This is a genomic window from Streptomyces sp. Ag82_O1-12 (assembly GCF_900182715.1).
Classification (GTDB): domain Bacteria; phylum Actinomycetota; class Actinomycetes; order Streptomycetales; family Streptomycetaceae; genus Streptomyces; species Streptomyces massasporeus.
Genome location: NZ_FXUW01000001.1, coordinates 6,594,295 through 6,611,776 on the forward strand (window position 1 = coordinate 6,594,295; position 17,482 = coordinate 6,611,776).

17 protein-coding genes and 1 pseudogene are annotated in these 17,482 nt (G+C 73.0%); 9 read left to right on the forward strand and 9 right to left on the reverse strand.

Annotated elements, in window-relative coordinates; all coding sequences use genetic code 11:
- The first annotated feature begins 27 nt into the window (after positions 1 to 27).
- A complete protein-coding gene (locus tag QOL88_RS30175; RefSeq protein WP_097221434.1) occupies positions 28 to 1,464 on the forward strand; it encodes an amino acid permease in 1,437 nt (478 codons plus the stop codon).
- Here the strand turns inward: QOL88_RS30175 and QOL88_RS30180 are convergent.
- Complete coding sequence (locus QOL88_RS30180; RefSeq protein WP_097221435.1) at positions 1,421 to 1,888, reverse strand: ATP-binding protein; 468 nt, start codon at positions 1,886 to 1,888, stop codon at positions 1,421 to 1,423. The genes QOL88_RS30175 and QOL88_RS30180 overlap by 44 nt on opposite strands.
- 309 nt (positions 1,889 to 2,197) lie before the next feature.
- On the opposite strand from QOL88_RS30180, the gene QOL88_RS30185 reads away from it, so the two are divergent.
- The 4 genes from QOL88_RS30185 to QOL88_RS30200 all read left to right on the forward strand — a co-directional run bounded on the left by QOL88_RS30185 (position 2,198) and on the right by QOL88_RS30200 (position 7,718).
- Positions 2,198 to 3,025, forward strand: a complete 828-nt coding sequence (locus QOL88_RS30185) for an enoyl-CoA hydratase family protein (RefSeq protein ID WP_097221436.1) — start codon at positions 2,198 to 2,200, stop codon at positions 3,023 to 3,025.
- Positions 3,010 to 5,427: a bifunctional salicylyl-CoA 5-hydroxylase/oxidoreductase gene (locus QOL88_RS30190; RefSeq protein WP_257027932.1), complete on the forward strand. Its 2,418-nt coding sequence runs from the start codon at positions 3,010 to 3,012 to the stop codon at positions 5,425 to 5,427. The genes QOL88_RS30185 and QOL88_RS30190 overlap by 16 nt, the downstream gene beginning before the upstream one ends.
- 10 nt (positions 5,428 to 5,437) lie before the next feature.
- Positions 5,438 to 6,388, forward strand: coding sequence for an RNA polymerase sigma factor SigJ (gene sigJ, locus QOL88_RS30195; protein WP_097221438.1), 951 nt, complete (start codon positions 5,438 to 5,440; stop codon positions 6,386 to 6,388).
- 115 nt (positions 6,389 to 6,503) lie between these two features.
- On the forward strand, positions 6,504 to 7,718 hold the full coding sequence (locus QOL88_RS30200; RefSeq protein ID WP_097221439.1) for an NAD(P)/FAD-dependent oxidoreductase: 1,215 nt from the start codon (positions 6,504 to 6,506) through the stop codon (positions 7,716 to 7,718).
- Between the two features lie 21 nt (positions 7,719 to 7,739).
- Here QOL88_RS30200 and QOL88_RS30205 read toward each other — a convergent pair whose 3' ends face one another.
- From QOL88_RS30205 to QOL88_RS30230, 6 genes are all read right to left on the reverse strand, one after another.
- Positions 7,740 to 8,813: an ABC transporter ATP-binding protein gene (locus tag QOL88_RS30205; RefSeq protein ID WP_097221440.1), complete on the reverse strand. Its 1,074-nt coding sequence runs from the start codon at positions 8,811 to 8,813 to the stop codon at positions 7,740 to 7,742.
- Positions 8,810 to 9,661: a molybdate ABC transporter permease subunit gene (gene modB, locus QOL88_RS30210; protein ID WP_097221441.1), complete on the reverse strand. Its 852-nt coding sequence runs from the start codon at positions 9,659 to 9,661 to the stop codon at positions 8,810 to 8,812. Before modB ends, QOL88_RS30205 begins: the two co-directional genes overlap by 4 nt.
- Positions 9,658 to 10,470 (reverse strand): molybdate ABC transporter substrate-binding protein, encoded by an 813-nt coding sequence (gene modA / locus QOL88_RS30215; protein WP_097221442.1) that lies wholly within the window; start codon positions 10,468 to 10,470, stop codon positions 9,658 to 9,660. Before modA ends, modB begins: the two co-directional genes overlap by 4 nt.
- Positions 10,471 to 10,616: 146 nt before the next feature.
- Entirely contained in the window at positions 10,617 to 11,408 is a 792-nt protein-coding gene (locus QOL88_RS30220; RefSeq protein ID WP_097221443.1) for a YhjD/YihY/BrkB family envelope integrity protein, read from the reverse strand.
- Positions 11,409 to 11,561: 153 nt separating this feature from the next.
- Positions 11,562 to 12,374: a PaaX family transcriptional regulator gene (locus tag QOL88_RS30225; protein ID WP_097221444.1), complete on the reverse strand. Its 813-nt coding sequence runs from the start codon at positions 12,372 to 12,374 to the stop codon at positions 11,562 to 11,564.
- Positions 12,375 to 12,389: 15 nt separating this feature from the next.
- A complete protein-coding gene (locus tag QOL88_RS30230; protein WP_097221445.1) occupies positions 12,390 to 14,000 on the reverse strand; it encodes an AMP-binding protein in 1,611 nt (536 codons plus the stop codon).
- Positions 14,001 to 14,127: 127 nt separating this feature from the next.
- On the opposite strand from QOL88_RS30230, the gene QOL88_RS30235 reads away from it, so the two are divergent.
- Positions 14,128 to 15,324 carry an acyl-CoA dehydrogenase family protein gene (locus QOL88_RS30235; RefSeq protein WP_097223242.1) on the forward strand — a complete coding sequence of 399 codons (1,197 nt, stop codon included), beginning with the start codon at positions 14,128 to 14,130 and terminating at the stop codon, positions 15,322 to 15,324.
- Positions 15,321 to 15,719 (forward strand): RidA family protein, encoded by a 399-nt coding sequence (locus QOL88_RS30240; protein WP_097221446.1) that lies wholly within the window; start codon positions 15,321 to 15,323, stop codon positions 15,717 to 15,719. The genes QOL88_RS30235 and QOL88_RS30240 overlap by 4 nt, the downstream gene beginning before the upstream one ends.
- A 37-nt stretch (positions 15,720 to 15,756) precedes the next feature.
- Here the strand turns inward: QOL88_RS30240 and QOL88_RS30245 are convergent, their stop codons facing one another.
- Positions 15,757 to 15,951 carry a DUF5999 family protein gene (locus QOL88_RS30245; protein WP_097221447.1) on the reverse strand — a complete coding sequence of 65 codons (195 nt, stop codon included), beginning with the start codon at positions 15,949 to 15,951 and terminating at the stop codon, positions 15,757 to 15,759.
- 245 nt (positions 15,952 to 16,196) lie between these two features.
- Between QOL88_RS30245 and QOL88_RS30250 the strand changes: the two genes are divergently transcribed.
- Both QOL88_RS30250 and QOL88_RS30255 read left to right on the forward strand, forming a co-directional pair.
- On the forward strand, positions 16,197 to 16,637 hold the full coding sequence (locus tag QOL88_RS30250; RefSeq protein ID WP_097221448.1) for a DUF6299 family protein: 441 nt from the start codon (positions 16,197 to 16,199) through the stop codon (positions 16,635 to 16,637).
- Between the two features lie 47 nt (positions 16,638 to 16,684).
- Positions 16,685 to 17,149 (forward strand): annotated as a pseudogene (locus QOL88_RS30255) (ATP-binding cassette domain-containing protein); the annotation flags it as partial.
- A gap of 31 nt (positions 17,150 to 17,180) precedes the next feature.
- On the opposite strand, the gene QOL88_RS30260 reads toward QOL88_RS30255, so the two are convergent.
- The gene (locus tag QOL88_RS30260; RefSeq protein WP_031110250.1) at positions 17,181 to 17,480 is read right to left on the reverse strand and encodes a hypothetical protein; all 300 of its coding nucleotides are present in this window, start codon (positions 17,478 to 17,480) and stop codon (positions 17,181 to 17,183) included.
- Positions 17,481 to 17,482: the final 2 nt, after the last annotated feature.

The following is a 17,482-nucleotide window of genomic DNA, read 5'->3' on the forward strand; positions in this document are numbered from 1 at the left end:
GCACCACCAGAACCGAGCACCACCCGCATGCCCGCTCCCCGTATCAAGCCCCCCGCCCTCCTCGTGGCGGAGTCGGGCGCCGACCGTGAGGGTCACGGTCTGAAGCGCACGATGGGTCTCTTCCAGCTGGTCTGCTTCGGCGTCGGCGCGATCGTCGGCACCGGCATCTTCGTCGGACTGTCCGACTCCGTCGCCCAGGCCGGCCCGGCCGTCGTCGTCTCCTTCCTCCTCGCCGCGATCACCTGCGTCTTCACCGCGTTCGCCTTCGCCGAGCTGGGCGGCGCGATCCCGGTCTCCGGCTCCTCGTACTCCTTCGCCTACGCCGGTCTCGGCGAGGGCACGGCCTTCCTCGTCGGCTGGTGCCTGCTGCTGGAGTACGGCGTGTCGGTGTCCGCGGTGGCGGTCGGCTGGAGCCAGTACGTCAACGAGCTCCTCGACAGCGTCGTCGGAGTGCACCTGCCCACGGCCCTGTCGGCCGGGCCGGGCGACGGCGGGGTCGTCAACCTCCCGGCCGTGATCGTCATCGCCATGGCCGCCGTCCTGCTGGTGCGGGGCGTGCGCGAGAGCGCCCGGGCCACGGCCGCGATGGCCGTGCTGAAGCTCGCCGTCCTGGTGGCCTTCGTCGCGATCGGCTTCACCGCGTTCGAGGACGGCAACCTCACCCCGTTCTCGCCGACGGGCCTCGCCGGCATCGGCGCGGGCACCACCGCCGCCTTCTTCTCGTACATCGGCTTCGACGCGATCACCACCGCCGGTGAAGAGGCCAAGAACCCGCGCCGCGACATCCCCGTCGCGATCCTCGTCTGCATCGGTCTGGTCACGCTGCTCTACTGCGCGGTCGCGCTCGCCGCGATCGGCGCCATCGGCGGCGACGCGGTCGGCGGCCGTCCGGCGGCCCTGTCCTACGTCGTCAACCAGGTCACCGGCTCCACCGTCGGCGGCGGTGTGATCGCCTTCGGCGCGGTCGTCGCCATCGCGTCGGTCGTGCTCGCCGTGATGTACGGCCAGACGCGGATCCTGATGTCCATGTCGCGCGACGGGCTGATCCCGCGCGTCTTCGAGAAGGTGTCGCCGAAGACCTCCACGCCGGTCGCCGGCACGCTGATCGTGGCGGGCGTCTTCGCGCTCCCCGCGGCCTTCGCCCCGCTGGACGCCGTGGTCAACCTGTGCACCATCGGCACGCTCGCCACCATGGCCGTCGTCAACATCGCGGTCATCGCCCTGCGCCGCCGCGAGCCCGACCTCGCCCGCACCTTCCGGGTGCCGCTCTACCCCGTCACGCCGCTGCTCGGCGTCGGTTTCTGCCTGTACCTGATGTACGAGACGGGCGCGACGACCTGGCTCCAGTTCGCGGGATTCCTGCTGGTCGGGATCGCCCTGTACCTGCTCTACGGGCGCCGGAACTCCCGGCTCGCCGCGGTCACGCCGACGAACGCCGCTGAGCGGGAACCACAGGCAGTCTGAACCAGACCGCCTTGCCGGACTCGGTCGGGCGGTGCCCGCAGGAGGAGCTCAGGGTGCGGATCAGCAGCAGCCCGCGCCCGTGCTCCTGCCAGGGGTCGGGCGGCCCGCCGGCCGGACGGGTGAGGTCGCCGGGCGGGGCCGGGTCGGTGTCGTGCACCTCGACCTGACATCCCGACGGCATCAGCTCCACGACAAGCTCTATCGGCGTCTCGCCCGTGGTGTGCTCCACGGCGTTCGCCACCAGCTCCGCCGTCAGCAGCTCCGCGGTGTCGCAGTCCGCCCCGTGCTTCAGCTCGGCCAGCGCCGTACGGACCAGGGCGCGGGCCACGGGCACCGCCGCTGCGGTGTGCGGCAGCGCGATGCGCCAGGAGGCGGGGGCTGAGGAGAGTTCGTACACGGCGGGTCCGTTCATGGAGCAGGACATCCTGCTTTCAACCTTGTGAATGGTACGGCGCCGCTCTTCCGAGGCGTCCGAGGGGCACCGTCGGAGGCGCCGTTGCCTCCTTGCCGGACGGCTTACCCAGGTGAACGCGCCGCCGCGCACAGCTGCTCCCGCCGTTACGCCGGTGTGGACGATCTGTGACGGATGTAACCGGCCCAGGTCACGCCGGGCATCCCATCGGAGTCCTACCCGGACGGCCTATCGCGCACTCATGACGACAGTCACGGATGAGTGATAGCTTCGGAGGGTAGAGCTCTGTGAGGCAGTGCCCGCCCGAGGAGGCCGCACGTCATGAGTCCCTTCACCGGCTCCGCCGCCCGCACCCCAGGCTGGGAGCATCTGCGCGTCGACATCGCCGACGGCGTCGCCACCGTCACCCTGGCCCGCCCCGAGAAGCTCAACGCGCTCACCTTCGGCGCCTACGCCGACCTGCGCGACCTGCTCGCGGAGCTGTCCCGGGAGCGGGCCGTACGGGCCATGGTGCTGGCCGGGGAGGGCCGCGGCTTCTGCTCCGGCGGCGACGTCGACGAGATCATCGGCGCCACCCTCGGCATGGACACCGCCCAGCTCCTGGACTTCAACCGGATGACCGGCCAGGTGGTCCGCGCGATCCGCGAGTGCCCGTTCCCCGTGATCGCGGCGCTGCACGGCGTGGCCGCGGGAGCGGGAGCGGTCCTCGCCCTGGCCGCGGACTTCCGCGTCGCCGACCCCACCGCGCGCTTCGCCTTCCTCTTCACCCGCGTCGGCCTCTCCGGCGGCGACATGGGCGCGGCCTACCTGCTGCCCCGGGTCGTCGGCCTGGGGCACGCGACCCGCCTGCTGATGCTGGGCGACCCGGTCCGGGCCCTGGAGGCGGAGCGCATCGGCCTGATCAGCGAACTGACGGAGGAAGGCGCCGCCGACGAGGCCGCACAACAGCTGGCCCGCCGCCTGGCGGAGGGCCCGGCTCTGGCATACGCCCAGACCAAGGCCCTGCTCACGTCCGAACTGGACATGCCCATGGCTGCCTCGATCGAACTCGACGCCTCGACCCAGGCCCTCCTGATGACAGGGGAGGACTACGCGGAGTTCCACGCGGCGTTCACGGAGAAGCGCCCCCCGAAATGGAGCGGACGGTGACCGCGGTGCCCCCAGGGGCGCGGGGCAGTGCTGAACACGCGGCTACCGCCGAGCGGGCGCGACAAGCCACAACGCAGGTGCGACAAGCCACAACGCACGCGCACCACGACGCGAACCACCCCCTGCGCGTGGCGATCATCGGCGGCGGCCCGGGAGGGCTCTACGCCGCCGCCCTCCTCAAACGCCTCGACCCGGAACGGCAGATCACCGTCTGGGAACGCGACGCCCCCGACGACACCTTCGGCTTCGGCGTGGTCCTCTCCGACGAAACCCTGGGCGGCATCGAACACGCCGACCCCAAGGTCTACGAGGCCCTCCAGCGGCACTTCACCCGCTGGGACGACATAGACATCGTCCACCGCACCCACCGCCACACCTCCTCAGGGCACGGATTCGCGGCCCTGGGCCGCAAGCGGCTGCTCGAGATCCTCCACACCCGCTGCCGCGAACTCGGCGTCGAGCTCCGCTTCCGCACCGAGGCGCCGCACGACCTTGCGCACACCCACGACCTGGTCGTCGCCGCGGACGGTATCCACAGCGCCACCCGCGAGACCCACGCGGACGTCTTCCGCCCCCGGGTGACCACCCACCGCTGCCGCTACATCTGGCTCGCCGCCGACTTCCCCTTCGACTCCTTCCGCTTCGAGATCGCCGAGACCGAACACGGCGTGATGCAGCTCCACGGCTACCCCTACGCCCTCGACGCCTCGACCGTGATCATCGAGATGCGCGAAGAGGTCTGGCACGCGGCCGGCTTCGACGAGCTCGGTGCAGCGGAGTCGATCGAGCGCTGCGGCAAGATCTTCGCGGAGGCGCTCCGCGGCCGCCCCCTGAAGTCGAACAACTCCGCGTGGACGACGTTCCGCACGGTCGTCAACGACCGCTGGTCGCACGGCAACATCGTGCTCCTCGGGGACGCCGCCCACACCGCCCACTTCTCCATCGGATCCGGCACCAAGCTCGCAGTCGAGGACGCGCTGGCCCTGGCCGCCTGTCTGGAGGAGCGCGACTCGCTGCCCGAGGCCCTGACCGCCTACGAGGAGGAGCGGCGCCCCGTCGTCGCCTCCACCCAGCGCGCGGCCCGGGCCAGCCTGGAGTGGTTCGAGAACATCGCCCTGTACCTGGACCAGCCGCCCCGCCAGTTCGCCTTCAACCTGCTCACCCGCAGCCGCCGCGTCACGCACGACAACCTGCGGCTGCGCGACGCCCGCTTCACGGAGACGGTCGAGCGCGAGTTCGGCTGCCCGCCCGGCACGCCCCCGATGTTCACGCCGTTCCGGCTGCGGGGCCTGACCCTGCGCAACCGGGTCGTCGTCTCGCCCATGGACATGTACTCGGCCGTCGACGGAGTCCCCGGCGACTTCCACCTCGTCCACCTGGGCGCGCGGGCGCTGGGCGGGGCCGGGCTGGTGATGACGGAGATGGTGTGCGTCAGCGAGGAGGGCCGCATCACGCCCGGTTGCGCCGGCCTCTACACCGGCCGGCAGGCCGAGGCGTGGAAGCGGATCACCAACTTCGTGCACGACCGGGCCCCCGGCACCGCGATCGGCGTGCAGCTCGGCCACAGCGGCCGCAAGGGCTCCACGCGGCTGATGTGGGAGGGCATGGACGAGCCGTTGGACGAGGGCAACTGGCCGCTCGTCGCCCCCTCGGCGCTGCCGTACAAGACGTTCAGCCAGACGCCGCGTGAGCTGTCTCGCGCTCAACTCACCGACATCCGGGAGCAGTTCACGGCGTCGGCGGTGCGCGCCGCCCGGGCCGGGTTCGACCTGCTCGAACTGCACTGCGCGCACGGCTACCTGCTGTCCGGGTTCCTCTCCCCGCTGACCAACCGGCGCACCGACGCCTACGGCGGCTCCCTGGAGGAGCGGCTGCGCTTCCCGCTGGAGGTCTTCGACGCCGTACGGAACGTGTGGCCGGGGGAGCGGCCCATGACCGTCCGCGTCTCCGCCACCGACTGGGCCGAGGGCGGCACGACCGCCGAGGACGCCGTCGAGATCGCGCGGGCCTTCGCCGCGCACGGCGCCGACGCGATCGACGTGTCGACGGGCCAGGTCGTGGCCGACGAGCGGCCGGAGTTCGGACGGTCGTACCAGACGCCGTTCGCGGACCGGATCCGCCACAGCACCGGCATCCCGGTGATCGCGGTCGGCGCGATCTCCAGCTGGGACGACGTGAACTCCCTGATCCTCGCGGGCCGCACCGACCTCTGCGCCCTGGCCCGCCCCCACCTCTACGACCCCCACTGGACCCTGCACGCGGCGGCCGAGCAGGGTTACACCGGCCCGGGTGCGCCCTGGCCGGCCCCGTACCGCGCGGGAAGCCGCCGCCCTCAGACGGGCCGTACGGACGCCCCGAAACCGCGACTGAGTCTGGGAGGCGGCGCCGCCGACGGCGGTTAGGATCCGTGGTATGGCCCTGACCCTGGACGACGTGGACCGGTTCGAAGCCTTCAGGCCGCGCCTGGAGGCGGTGGCCTATCGGATGCTCGGGTCGGCGAGCGAGGCCGAGGACGCCGTGCAGGAGACGTTCCTGCGCTGGCAGGGCGCCGACATCGAGCGCATCGAGGTCCCCGAGGCCTGGCTGACGAAGGTGCTCACCAACCTGTGCCTCAACCAGCTCACCTCGGCCCGCGCGCGGCGCGAGACCTACGTGGGGCAGTGGCTGCCCGAGCCGCTGCTCGCCGGGGACCGGATGCTCGGGCCCGCCGACACCGCCGAGCAGCGGGAATCGGTCTCGTACGCGGTGCTCGTCCTGCTGGAGCGCCTGTCCCCGAACGAACGGGCGGTGTACGTCCTGCGGGAGGCCTTCGACTATCCGCACCGGGAGATCGCCGAGATCCTCGACATCACCGAGGCCTCCAGCCAGCAGATCTTCCACCGCGCGAAGAAGCGCGTCGCGGACGGCAGGGCCCGCACCCGCAACGAGATCGACGAGACCGCCGCCCGGCGGATCATCGACGAGTTCCTCGCGGCCGCAGCCAGCGGCCGGACCGAGCCGCTCGTGCAGCTGCTCACCGGGGACGCCGTCGCGGTCGGCGACGGCGGTGGGAAGGTCCCGGCGCGCGCCAGGGCGTTCGAAGGCGCCCTCGCGGTCGCCACGTTCATGCGGGGCCTGTTCAAGCCCAGCGCGGCCAAGCGCGCCCTGGTCGGCGGCTCGCCCGACGTCTACGCCTGGACCGCCAACGGCGACCCCGCCCTCGTGGTGGTCCTCGACGGCCGGGTCATCGGCGTCATGTGCCTGGAGGTCGCCGCCGACGGCATCGTCGCGTTCCGCAACCAGGTCAACCCCGACAAGCTCGAACGCGCGACCCGGCTGTGGACCGACGGCGACCACGGAGACCCCCTGCTCACGGTCTTCTGACCCGACCGGTCGTGGTGTGACGCGCGTCACACCACGCTCCTGTCAGGAAACGGCGGGCCGCCCGGTTCAAGAGGCGAAACCCGCTGAAGACAGCCGTCATGACAGGAGCTACGCCATGCAGCACCGCATCGTCGTCCTCGGAGCCGGCTACACCGGAGCCACCGCCGCCGGGCGCCTCGCCAAGCGACTGCACCGCGAAGACGTCGCCATCACCCTCGTCAACGCCGAGCCCGACTTCGTCGAGCGCGTCCGGATGCACCAGCTCGCAACCGGCCAGGACCTCGCGCCCCGGCCCTTCGACGAGATGTTCCAGGGCACCGGCGTCGCGCTGAAGCAGGCGAAGGTCACCGCCCTCGACGCCGACCGCAGGACCGTCACCGTAGCCGCCCTCGACACGACCGGAGAGGCGAAGGGCGAGGAGCTGGAGTACGACACCCTCGTCTACGCCCTCGGCAGCGGCTGGAACGACCAGGGGGTGCCCGGCACCGCCGAGCACGCCCACGAGATCGCGAGCCGCCCCGGAGCGCTTCGGCTGCGCGAGCGCCTGGCCGGCCTGTCCGCCGGGGAATCCGTGGTCGTGGTCGGTGGCGGCCTCACCGGGGTGGAGGCGGCGACCGAGATCGCCGAAGCACGGCCGGACCTTGACGTCGCCCTGGCCGTCCGCGGCGGATTCGGCGACTGGCTCTCGCCCAAGGGCGGTGGGCACCTGCGCACGACCTTCGACCGGCTCGGCATCACCGTCCACGAGCACACCGCCGTCACCGCCGTCGACGCCGACCGCGTCACCACCGCCGACGGCACGACCCTCCCGGCGGCGGTCACCGTGTGGACCACGGGCTTCGCCGTCCACCCCATCGCACAGGCCACCACCCTGGAGGTCTCCGGCACCGGCCAGATTTTGGTCGACCAAACCATGCGCTCGGTGTCGCACCCGGACGTCTACGCCGTCGGCGACGCGGCCCTGGCGATGGGCCCCGGGGACAAGCCGCTGCGGATGTCGTGCGCCTCGGGCGTCCCCACCGCCTGGCAGGCCGCCGACGCCATCGCGGCCCGGCTGACCGGCCGGAAGATCCCGACCGTGCCGGTGCGCTACTTCAACCAGTGCATCTCCCTGGGCCGCAAGGACGGACTGATCCAGTACGTCACCGCCGACGACAGGGCGAAGTCCGCGGCCCTGACCGGCCGGCTCGCCGCGCTCTACAAGGAGATCATCTGCAAGGGCGCGGCCTGGGGCGTCGCCCACCCGCTGCTCACGCCGGCCCGGCGCCGCCGCGTCGTGCGGGAGGCCGTCGTCGTCCCGGAGGGCACGCCGGTCAGGACGGCGGCCTGACCCGTGGGGACGCCGATCGCCTCAGACCGGGTAGGCGTGGGTCTGTGCCGCCTTCACGGTGGCCCAGACCTCCGCCCCCGGGTGGAGATCGAGTTCGGCCGCCGCGACCGTGGTGAGGTCGGCGGCGAGGGGGAGTTCACCGGTGAGGTCGGCGCGGATCTGGTCGCCGTGGGTCTCCAGACCCGCCACCTCGCACCGCCACAGGTTGCGGGCGCTGGAGCCCGTGGGCCGCTCCCGGTGCAGGGTGACCGCACCGGGCGGGAACGCCACGAAGACCGGGCCGGACAGGACCTCCGTGGTGGTCAGGCGCGGGCCGTCGGCGAGCCGCACGGTGTGGCCGTCGGCCTCGCCCCGGTAGAGGTTCAGGCCGACCAGTTGCGCGATGTAGTCCGTACGGGGATGACGGGCGATGTCGCCCGGGGTGCCCTCCTGGACCACCCGGCCGTGTTCCACGACCACCAGCCGGTCGGCCAGCACCATGGCGTCGAGCGGATCGTGGGTGACGAGCACGGCGACCGCCTCGAAGTCGGCCAGATGGCGCCGGAGCTGGGCGCGTACATCCAGGCGGGTGCGGGCGTCCAGGGCAGCCAGCGGCTCGTCCAGGAGCAGCAGCCGGGGGCGGGTCGCCAGGGCACGGGCGAGGGCGACGCGCTGGGCCTGGCCGCCGGAGAGCCTGCGCGGCTTGGCGCCGGTGTGCGCGGCGAGGCCGAGGCGGTCGAGCCACTCGGCGGCCCGCGCCCGGGCCTCGGCCTTCGTGGCGCCCTGGCAGCGGGGGCCGAAGGCGACGTTGTCGAGGGCCGTGAGGTGGGGGAAGAGCAGGTAGTCCTGGAAGACGACACCGACGGGACGGGCCTCCGGCGGCGTACGGTCCAGCTCGGCGCCGTCCAGCCGCAGATGGCCGCCGGACAGCGGGGTCAGACCGGCGAGGCCCCGCAGCGCGGTGGTCTTGCCGGCGCCGTTCGGCCCGAGCAGGGCGACGACCTCGCCGGGCGAGACGGCCAGCGCCACGTCGAGACGGAAGCCGCCCCGGTCCACGACGAGATGGGCGTCGAGTCCGTCCATGGAGGTGCCGGCGGCGGAGTGGGTCTGGGTCATCCGGCGCTCATCCATCGGTCGCGCAACCCGGCGAGCACCGCGATCGACACCGCCAGCAGCACCAGGCTGAGGGCGATCGCGGCCTCCGGGTCGCTCTGCAGGGCCAGGTAGACGGCCAGGGGCATGGTCTGGGTGCGGCCGGGGAAGTTGCCGGCGAAGGTGATCGTCGCGCCGAACTCGCCGAGCGCCCGCGCCCAGGCGAGGACCGCGCCCGCCGCGATACCCGGCGCGATCATCGGCAGCGTCACCCGGCGGAACGCGGTGAACCGGGACGCGCCCAGGGTGGCGGCGGCCTCCTCGTAGCGCGGATCGGCGGCCCGCAGGGTGCCCTCGACGCTGATCACGAGGAAGGGCATCGCCACGAACGCCTCCGCGATCACGACCCCGGCGGTGGTGAAGGGCAGCGTGAGCCCGAACCACGAGTCGAGCCACCGCCCGACGATGCCGTTGCGGCCGAGCGCCATCAGCAGCGCCACACCGCCCACGACCGGGGGCAGGACGAGGGGCAGGGTGACGAGGGCGCGTACGAGGCCGCGGCTGGGGAAGTCGACGCGGGCCAGCAGCCAGGCCAGCGGCACGCCGACGACCAGGCTCACGCCGGTGGCGAGGGTCGCGCAGATCAGGGAGAGCTTGAGAGCCTGCCACACGTCCGGGCTGGTCAGCTGCGTGGGCAGGCTGTGCCACGGGGTCCGCACGAGCAGGGCGAGCAGCGGCACGGTCAGGAAGGCCAGGCCGATCAGCGCGGGGATCAGCAGGGGCAGCGGGACGCCCGTCCGGACGCGCCGGCGCCGCGGACCGCCCCGGAGGGTGTCGGCCGCGGGGCGAGGCTTGTCGGTCGAGAGCGTCACGGCTTGAGGAACCCGGCCCCGCTCAGGACCTTCTGGCCGTCGGCGGACCGCACCAGCGCGATGAACGCCTTGGCGGTCTCGGTGTTCCGCGCGTCCTTGAGCAGGGCGATCGGGTAGTCGTTGACGGCGTCGGCGGACTCGGGGAACTCCACGCCCGCCACCTTGTCACCCGCCGCGCGCACGTCCGTCTTGTAGACGACGGCGGCGTCGGCCTCCTTCAGCTCGACCTTGGTGAGCGCGGCCTTCACGTCCTGCTCGTAGGAGACGGGCGTGAGCTTCAGCTTGCTCGCGTCCAGGGCCTTCTGCGCGGCGGCGCCGCACGGCACCGCCTTGTCGCAGAGCACGACCTTCCGGCCCGCCTCGGTGAGGTCCTCGAGCGAGGCGATCTTCCCGGGGTTGCCGGGCAGGGTGGCGATCTCCAGCTCGTTGCGGACGAAGGTCGCGGGGGTGCCCGAGGTGTCCCCGGCGTCAGTGACGATCTTCATCGTCTTGGGGCTGGCCGAGGCGAAGACGTCCGCCGGGGCGCCGCCGGTGATGCTCGCGGCCAGCGAGTCGCTGCCGCCGAAGCTGAAGGTGACCTTCGTGCCGGGGTGCTCCTTCTCGAACTGCTCGCCCAGCGTCGTGAAGCTCTCCTTCAGCGAGGCCGCGGCGAACACGGTCACCTCGCCGGAGAGCCTGCCCGACCCGGAGGAATCCGGCTTCGCCGAGGAATCCGAGCCGGACGAGCAGGCGCTCAGGGCCAGCAGGGCCGCGGCTCCTCCCGCGGCCACCTGGAGCGGGCGGCGGGTCCGGCGCGCGGTACGGGTCATCACGGAGCTGCTCCCTCGGTTCGGTATGCCCCCGATGATAATGCCGCAGATGCGAGGGGATAGACCCCTGTGGATTCGCATGAGCATGGACAAGGATCCCTGAGGGTGGCATGTGCGTTCGTACGGCAGCGTCGGCCGGAGCCGGTCTACTCGGCGTGGTCTTGGGGCCCGTGATGCTCCAGCACCCAGCGGCCGACGAGCGCGCCGCCGTAGACGACGTAGCCCACGCCGATGAGCCAGGACTCCACGACGAGGACGACCCCCATCGCTCCGTAGCTGATGGCGTTGGTGACGATGAGCGGGGTGAAGACGAAGTAGGAGAACATGCGCAGGCCGACCAGGCCGGCCATGGTCGCCAGCGCCCCGGGGAGCAGAGCGCTCCAGCGGACCTGTCCGCCCAGCAGGAAACGCTGCCCCCACCAGAAGAACAGCACACCGGACGCCGAGCTCAGCGCGATCCGCTCCGGCCCCGAGACGATGCTGCGCGTCTGCACCTCCTGGTACAGGTACGCGGTCATGGCGATCATCCACACCGCCTGCCGCCAGACGCGGTGCCAGGGGCCCGAGGGCAGGCCCCAGATCCGCTCGTAGCCGTTCTGCACGCTCCCGCCGAACGCGACACCGAAGACCGCGAGGGCGACGCCGCCGAGCACGCTCGTGGTGCCGATGACCTTGAGCGGCGGGCTGATGATGTCCGTGAGCACCCGCGCGGACCGCCCGGACAGCCCCATGCCGTCGGCGAGCCACAGGGCGAATCCGCCCCGTCCCAGGGGGTCGGCGGCGGCGACCACGATGAGCAGCGGCGCCAGGGTGACCAGGGCGAGCGTGGCGAACCCCGTGGCCCGGTGCAGCAACTCCAGGTCGCGGCCCTGCCGGACGAGGGTGGGCGCACCGGCCCGGTGCCACCCGCCGTGCACCGAGCGCCCCCACCGCCTCATGGGAGCCGGTCCGCGCGGGCGCCTGTCGTCCTCGGTGGTGTGGTGACGGTCATCCCTCGGTCCGCCTCCCGGTACGCGCTCCGTCCAGTCGCGGACATCGTTGACCGTTCCACGGCGGAGCAAACGCCGCAAACCGGGCGGCGTCCGGGTGGCTCAGAGCCCCACGAACGCCGCCCCCGCGTCCCGCAGCCGCTCGTGCAGCCCCCGGAACACCGCCGAGGAGCGGACCCCCGGCCAGTCCGCGGGAAGCAGCTCGGCCGGCAGGCCCGGGTCGGTGTAGGGCAGGTGGCGCCAGGAGTCCAGGGCGAGGAGGTAGTCCCGGTAGGCCTCCTCCGGCGGGGTGTCCTCGCGCTTCTCCCAGTCGCGCAGCACCCGCGCGTGGCGGTCGAGGAACTCCTCGTGCTCCTTGGCGATGGCGGCCAGATCCCACCACCGGGCGACGGCCTCCGCGGTCGGGGCGAAGCCGAGGTGGTCACCGCGGAAGAAGTCGACGTACGCGTCGAGCCGCAGCCGCTGGAGCGTGTGCCGGGTCTCCTCGTACAGCCGCGCGGGCGCGATCCACACGCCAGGAGCGGCCGTGCCGAAACCGAGCCCGGCCAGCCGGGAGCGCAGCACGTGCCGCTTCTGCCGCTCCGACTCCGGCACGGAGAACACCGCGAGCACCCAGCCCTCGTCCTCGGGCGGAGCGGAGGCGTAGATGCGGCGGTCGCCGTCGTCGAGCAACTGACGGGCGTCCGGGGACAGTTCGTAACCGGCCGCGCCCTGTGCGGTGCGGGCCGGCACGAGCAGGCCGCGTCTCTTGAGTCGTGACACCGAGGAGCGTACGGACGGAGCGTCCACGCCGGCCGCGGCCAGCAGCCGGATCAGTTCGGCTACCGGCACGGGGCCCGGCATGAAGCGGCCGTACGCGCCGTAGAGCGTGACGATGAGAGACCGTGGTGCATGGTGGTCGGACACGTTGATCATCTTAGGTCGTACGGATCATTCCCGGTCGCCTTCCGGTACCCCCGGGGCGCGCAGTCGGAACCGCTGGAGCTTGCCGGTGGCCGTGCGGGGCAGCGCGTCCAGGAAGACGATCTCGCGCGGGCACTTGTACGGCGCCAGCTCGCTCTTCACGAAGGCGCGCAGCGCCTCGGCGTCCGGCCGCGCGCCCTCCCTGAGGACGGCGAAGGCCAGCACGACCTGTCCGCGGGCCTCGTCGGGCCGCCCCACGACCGCCGCCTCCCGCACGTCCGGGTGTCGCAGCAGCGCGTCCTCCACCTCGGGTCCGGCGATGTTGTACCCGGCCGAGATGATCATGTCGTCGGCGCGGGCGACGTAGCGGAAGTAGCCGTCGGGGTCGCGGACGTAGGTGTCGCCGGTGACGTTCCAGCCGCCGCGCACGTAGTCCCGCTGTCGCGGGTCGGCGAGGTACCGGCAGCCGACCGGCCCCCGCACGGCGAGCAGGCCCGGCTGCCCGTCGGGCACGGGCTCGCCGTCCGCGTCCTGCACGCGTGCCTGCCAGCCCGGCACCGGAACGCCCGTGGTTCCGGGCCGGATCCGGTCGTCCGCCGCGGAGATGAAGATGTGCAGCAGCTCGGTGGCGCCGATGCCGTTGATGACGCGCAGGCCCGTGCGCTCGTGCCAGGCCCGCCAGGTCGCCGCGGGCAGGTTCTCGCCGGCCGAGACGCAGCGGCGCAGGGAGGAGACGTCGTGGCCGTCGAGCTCGTCGAGCATCGCGCGGTACGCCGTCGGGGCGGTGAACAGCACGGAGACCCGGTGCCGGGCGATGGCGGGCAGCAACTGCCGGGGCCCGGCCTGTTCGAGCAGCAGCGCACGCGCCCCCGCCCGCAGCGGGAAGACCACCAGCCCGCCGAGACCGAAGGTGAAGCCCAGCGGGGGACTGCCGGTGAACACGTCGTCCGGGCCCGGCTTCAGGACGTGCCGGGAGAACGTGTCGGCGATCGCCAGCACGTCGCGGTGCAGGTGCATGCAGCCCTTAGGGCGGCCGGTGGTGCCGGAGGTGAAGGCGATCAGTGCCACGTCGTCGGCCGCCGTCGCGACCGCCTCGTACGGGGTCGTGGGCGCCGGGCGGTTGAGCAGGTCGTCCGGGGCGTCACCGCCGTAGGTCGCGATCCGCAGGCCGGGGATCTCGGCCTTGGCGAGGTCGTCGACGGCCCGGATGTCGCACAGGGCGTGCCGCACCCGCGCGATCTCGCACATTGTGCTCAGCTCGTGCGGGCGCTGCTGGGCGAGCACCGTGACCGCCACCGCCCCCGCCTTCAGCACCGCCAGCCAGCAGGCCGCGAGCCAGGGGGTGGTGGGGCCGCGCAGCAGCACCCGGTTGCCCGGGACGACACCGAGTTCGCCGGTGAGCAGATGGGCGACGCGGTCCACGCGGGCGCGCAGATCGCCGTACGTCCACGGCTCGTCGGTGGCGGTGAGGAAGGCCGGGCGGTCGTCGGACGGGCCGGTCAGCAGTTCGGCGGCGCAGTTGAGCCGTTCGGGGTAGTGCAGCTCCGGCAGATCGAAGCGGAGCTCGGGCCATTGGTCCGGGGGTGGCAGATGGTCCCGGGCGAAGGTGTCGACGTGGGCCGTGCGCCGTGCGGTCATACGGTTCGCCCCCTTGGCGTGGTGGGCTCGCACCTGGAGCGTATCGTGTTGGTGACGACAGTCAACGGTCCGCGATAGCCTCGGAGTGGCCCAGCCGGAACGCAGGGTGGCGGAGAAGGGACCGGCGATGACCGCATTCTCGCTCGAACCGGCACAACTCGCCTGGTGCGCGGAACTGCGCGCCCTGGCGGCGGAACGGCTCCACCCGCTGGCCGACAAGGGGGAACCGGGGCATGTGAACCGCGCCCTGGTCGCCGAGCTCGGCAGCCTCGGCCTGCTCGGCCGCTTGTTCACCTCGGGCGCGCTCGACCTGTGCCTGATGCGCGAGTCCCTGGCCTACGCCTGCACGGAAGCGGAGACGGCCCTGGCCCTCCAGGGCCTCGGCGCCCATCCGGTGCACGCCTACGGAACCGAGGCGCAACGCGCCCGCTGGCTCCCCAAGGTCACCGCCGGCACGGCGATCGCGGCCTTCGCGCTGAGCGAGCCCGGGGCGGGATCGGACGCGGCGGCGCTGGAGCTGCGGGCGGAGGCGGATGACGCGCGGGGTGGCCGGCCATCGGACGCGTCGCGGGGGGACACCCCGGCCCTCGCCGCCGCCCCCGACGGCCCCGCCCGCTGGCGGCTCACCGGGGAGAAGTGCTGGATCTCCAACGCCCCCGAGGCCGACTTCTACACCGTCTTCGCCCGCACCACCCCGGGTGCCGGGGCGCGGGGCGTCACCGCCTTCCTCGTGCCCGCCGACCGGCCGGGCCTGACCGGCCGCGGACTCGACATGCTCTCGCCGCACCCCATCGGCGCCCTCGACTTCGACGCCGTGCCGGTGACGGCCGACGACGTGCTCGGCGAGGCGGACCGCGGCTTCCGGGTCGCGATGGGCACGCTCAACCTGTTCCGGCCCAGCGTCGGCGCGTTCGCGGTCGGCATGGCGCAGGCGGCCCTCGACGCCACCCTCGCCCACACCGCCGGGCGCGACGCCTTCGGGGGCAAGCTGCGGGACCTGCAAGCCGTCTCGCACCAGGTCGCCGAGATGGCCCTGCGCACCGAGGCGGCCCGGCTGATGGTGCACGCGGCGGCGTCGGCGTACGACGCGGACGACCCGGACGTGCCCCGGCGCTCCGCCATGGCGAAACTGCTCGCCACCGAGACCGCGCAGTACGTCGTCGACGCGGCCGTCCAGCTGCACGGCGCCCGGGCGCTGCAACGCGGCCATCTGCTCGAACACCTCTACCGCGAGGTGCGCGCCCCGCGCATCTACGAGGGGGCCAGCGAGGTGCAGCGCGGCATCATCGCCAAGGAGTTGTACGCCCGTCAGGAGGCCCGGTGAGCACTGAGCGCGTCAACCCGTCCGAGCTGTCCCCGCCGGCCGGCTTCTCCCACGCCGTCGTGGCGTCCGGGTCACGGGTGGTGTTCCTCGCGGGGCAGACCGCCCTGGACGCCGACGGCAAGGTGGTCGGCAGCACCCTGCCCGAGCAGTTCGAGCGGGCCCTCACCAACCTGCTGACCGCCCTCGCGGCGGCCGGTGGCACGCCCTCCGACCTGGCCCGCGTCACCGTCTACGCCACGGATGTCGAGGCGTACCGTACGTGTGCGTCCGAACTGGGCCGCACCTGGCGCGAGTTGGCCGGTCGGGACTATCCGGCCATGGCCGTCGTCGAGGTCGTCCGGCTGTGGGACGCGGAGGCGATGGTGGAACTGGACGGCTTCGCGGTCCTGCCGTAGTGAGGCCGTCGCGCCGCCGTGAAGCGGCGCCCTCGGGTCAGGCCGCGACGGCCAGTCCCTCGGCGGTCACCCGGCGCGGCTGTACCACGCGTCCGTCCGGCAGCAGTTCGCCGGTGTCGTCGAAGACGACCGTCCCGTCGCACAGCAGGCTCCAGCCCTGCTCGGGGCGGGCCGCCACGACGTGCGCGGCGGGGGAGTCGGTCGCGGGGCACTGGGGCTGGTGGGCACACATGGCGCACCTCCACGTCGGCAGGGCCGCCCGAAGGGTTCGGACGACTCGTACAGACTGACCATCCTCCCGTGCCGAACTCATCGGAACGGCCCGGCGGGAAGCGTGACACGCCCAGGACATTCCCAGGACGGTTCCACGACGGCCGGAGCGGACTCGCCACCGAAGGGGTGAGGATCACGGGAGCCGGCCCGGGGGGCCGGTACGAGTGGAAGCCGCAATTCCACTCCTTTCGGGAGGTTTCCCCCATGCGTGTACGTCCCCTTCTCGGCGCGGCGGCCGGTGCCGCGCTGCTCCTGCTCACCGGCGCCGGCGCGGCGCCCGCCACCGCGTCCGCCCTCGCCCCGACCGGCTCCGTGACGGTCGACGCGGTCGGCCGGATCACCGCCGACGGCACCGTCACCCTGTCCGGCACCTACCGCTGCGCGAGCTCCAGCGGCCCGGTCTTCGTCAGCTCCTCCCTCAGTCAGGGCGTCTCGACGACCCGTCACGGCATCGGCGGCACCCGGGCCGTGTGCGACGGCGCCGAGCACCGCTGGGTGAACACCGGCCAGGTCACGCCCGGCGCGCTGGTGGCCGGGGCGGCTCACGTCGAGGCCACCCTGATGGAGCTGCGCACCTTCAGCGGCCTGCCGCTGCCCAGCTTCCACGCGGTCCAGGGGCAGGACGTCACCCTGACCCAGGCCTGAGCACCAGGCTGAGGGAAACGGCGGGCGACCCGGCTTCGGGCCGCCCGCCGATACGGCACTGGCGGCACCGCGCCCCACGCGCCCTGCGCACCGCCTTCGGGGTCGTCTTCCAGCAGGCGAGGCTCTCCGCGGACCCCCGGCTGCCACTCACCGACCTGATCGCCGAGCCCCTGCGGGCCACCGGCCGCGGCCGGGAAGCCGACGACCGGACAGCCGGGTTGGCCCCCGCCGTTCGGCCTCACCCCCGACCTGCTCACCAGGCGGCCGCACGAGGTCAGCGACGGCCGGCTGCAACGCGCCTGCCTCGCCCGGGCTCTGGGTGCTGCGCCCACGCCCGCTGGCGTGCGACGAGATGACCGCGCAGCTCGACGCCTCCACCGCGGCCGCCCTGGTCACGGCCGTCGAGGGCCACCGGGCCTCGACCGGCGCCGCCCTGCCGGCCGTCGGCCACGAACCGCACCCTGCTGGAGCGCTGGTGCGACCGCACCGTCCACGGGGACGTCCTGGCCTGAGCGCGCCGGACGGCGTCCGGCACGAGCTGTGTCAGTGGTCGTCCCAGTGACCCTCGTGAGCGGCGTGGCGGTGGCCGTCGTGCACGTAGTCCGTGTGGTCACCGTGCCGTACGGCCAGGTGGCCGCAGTCGTCGCCGTGCTCGTGGTCGTGGTTCCGGTGCACCGTGTGGCGGCCGTCCGCGCACTCGTCGGCGTGGCCGTCGTGCATCCGGTGGATGTGGCCGTCGTGGGCGTAGTCGGTGTGGTCGCCGTGGGTGAAGGCGAGGTGGCCGCAGTCGTCGCCGTGGGCGTGCGCGTGGTTCTCGTGGGTGGTGTGCTCGGCGGTGGTCATGG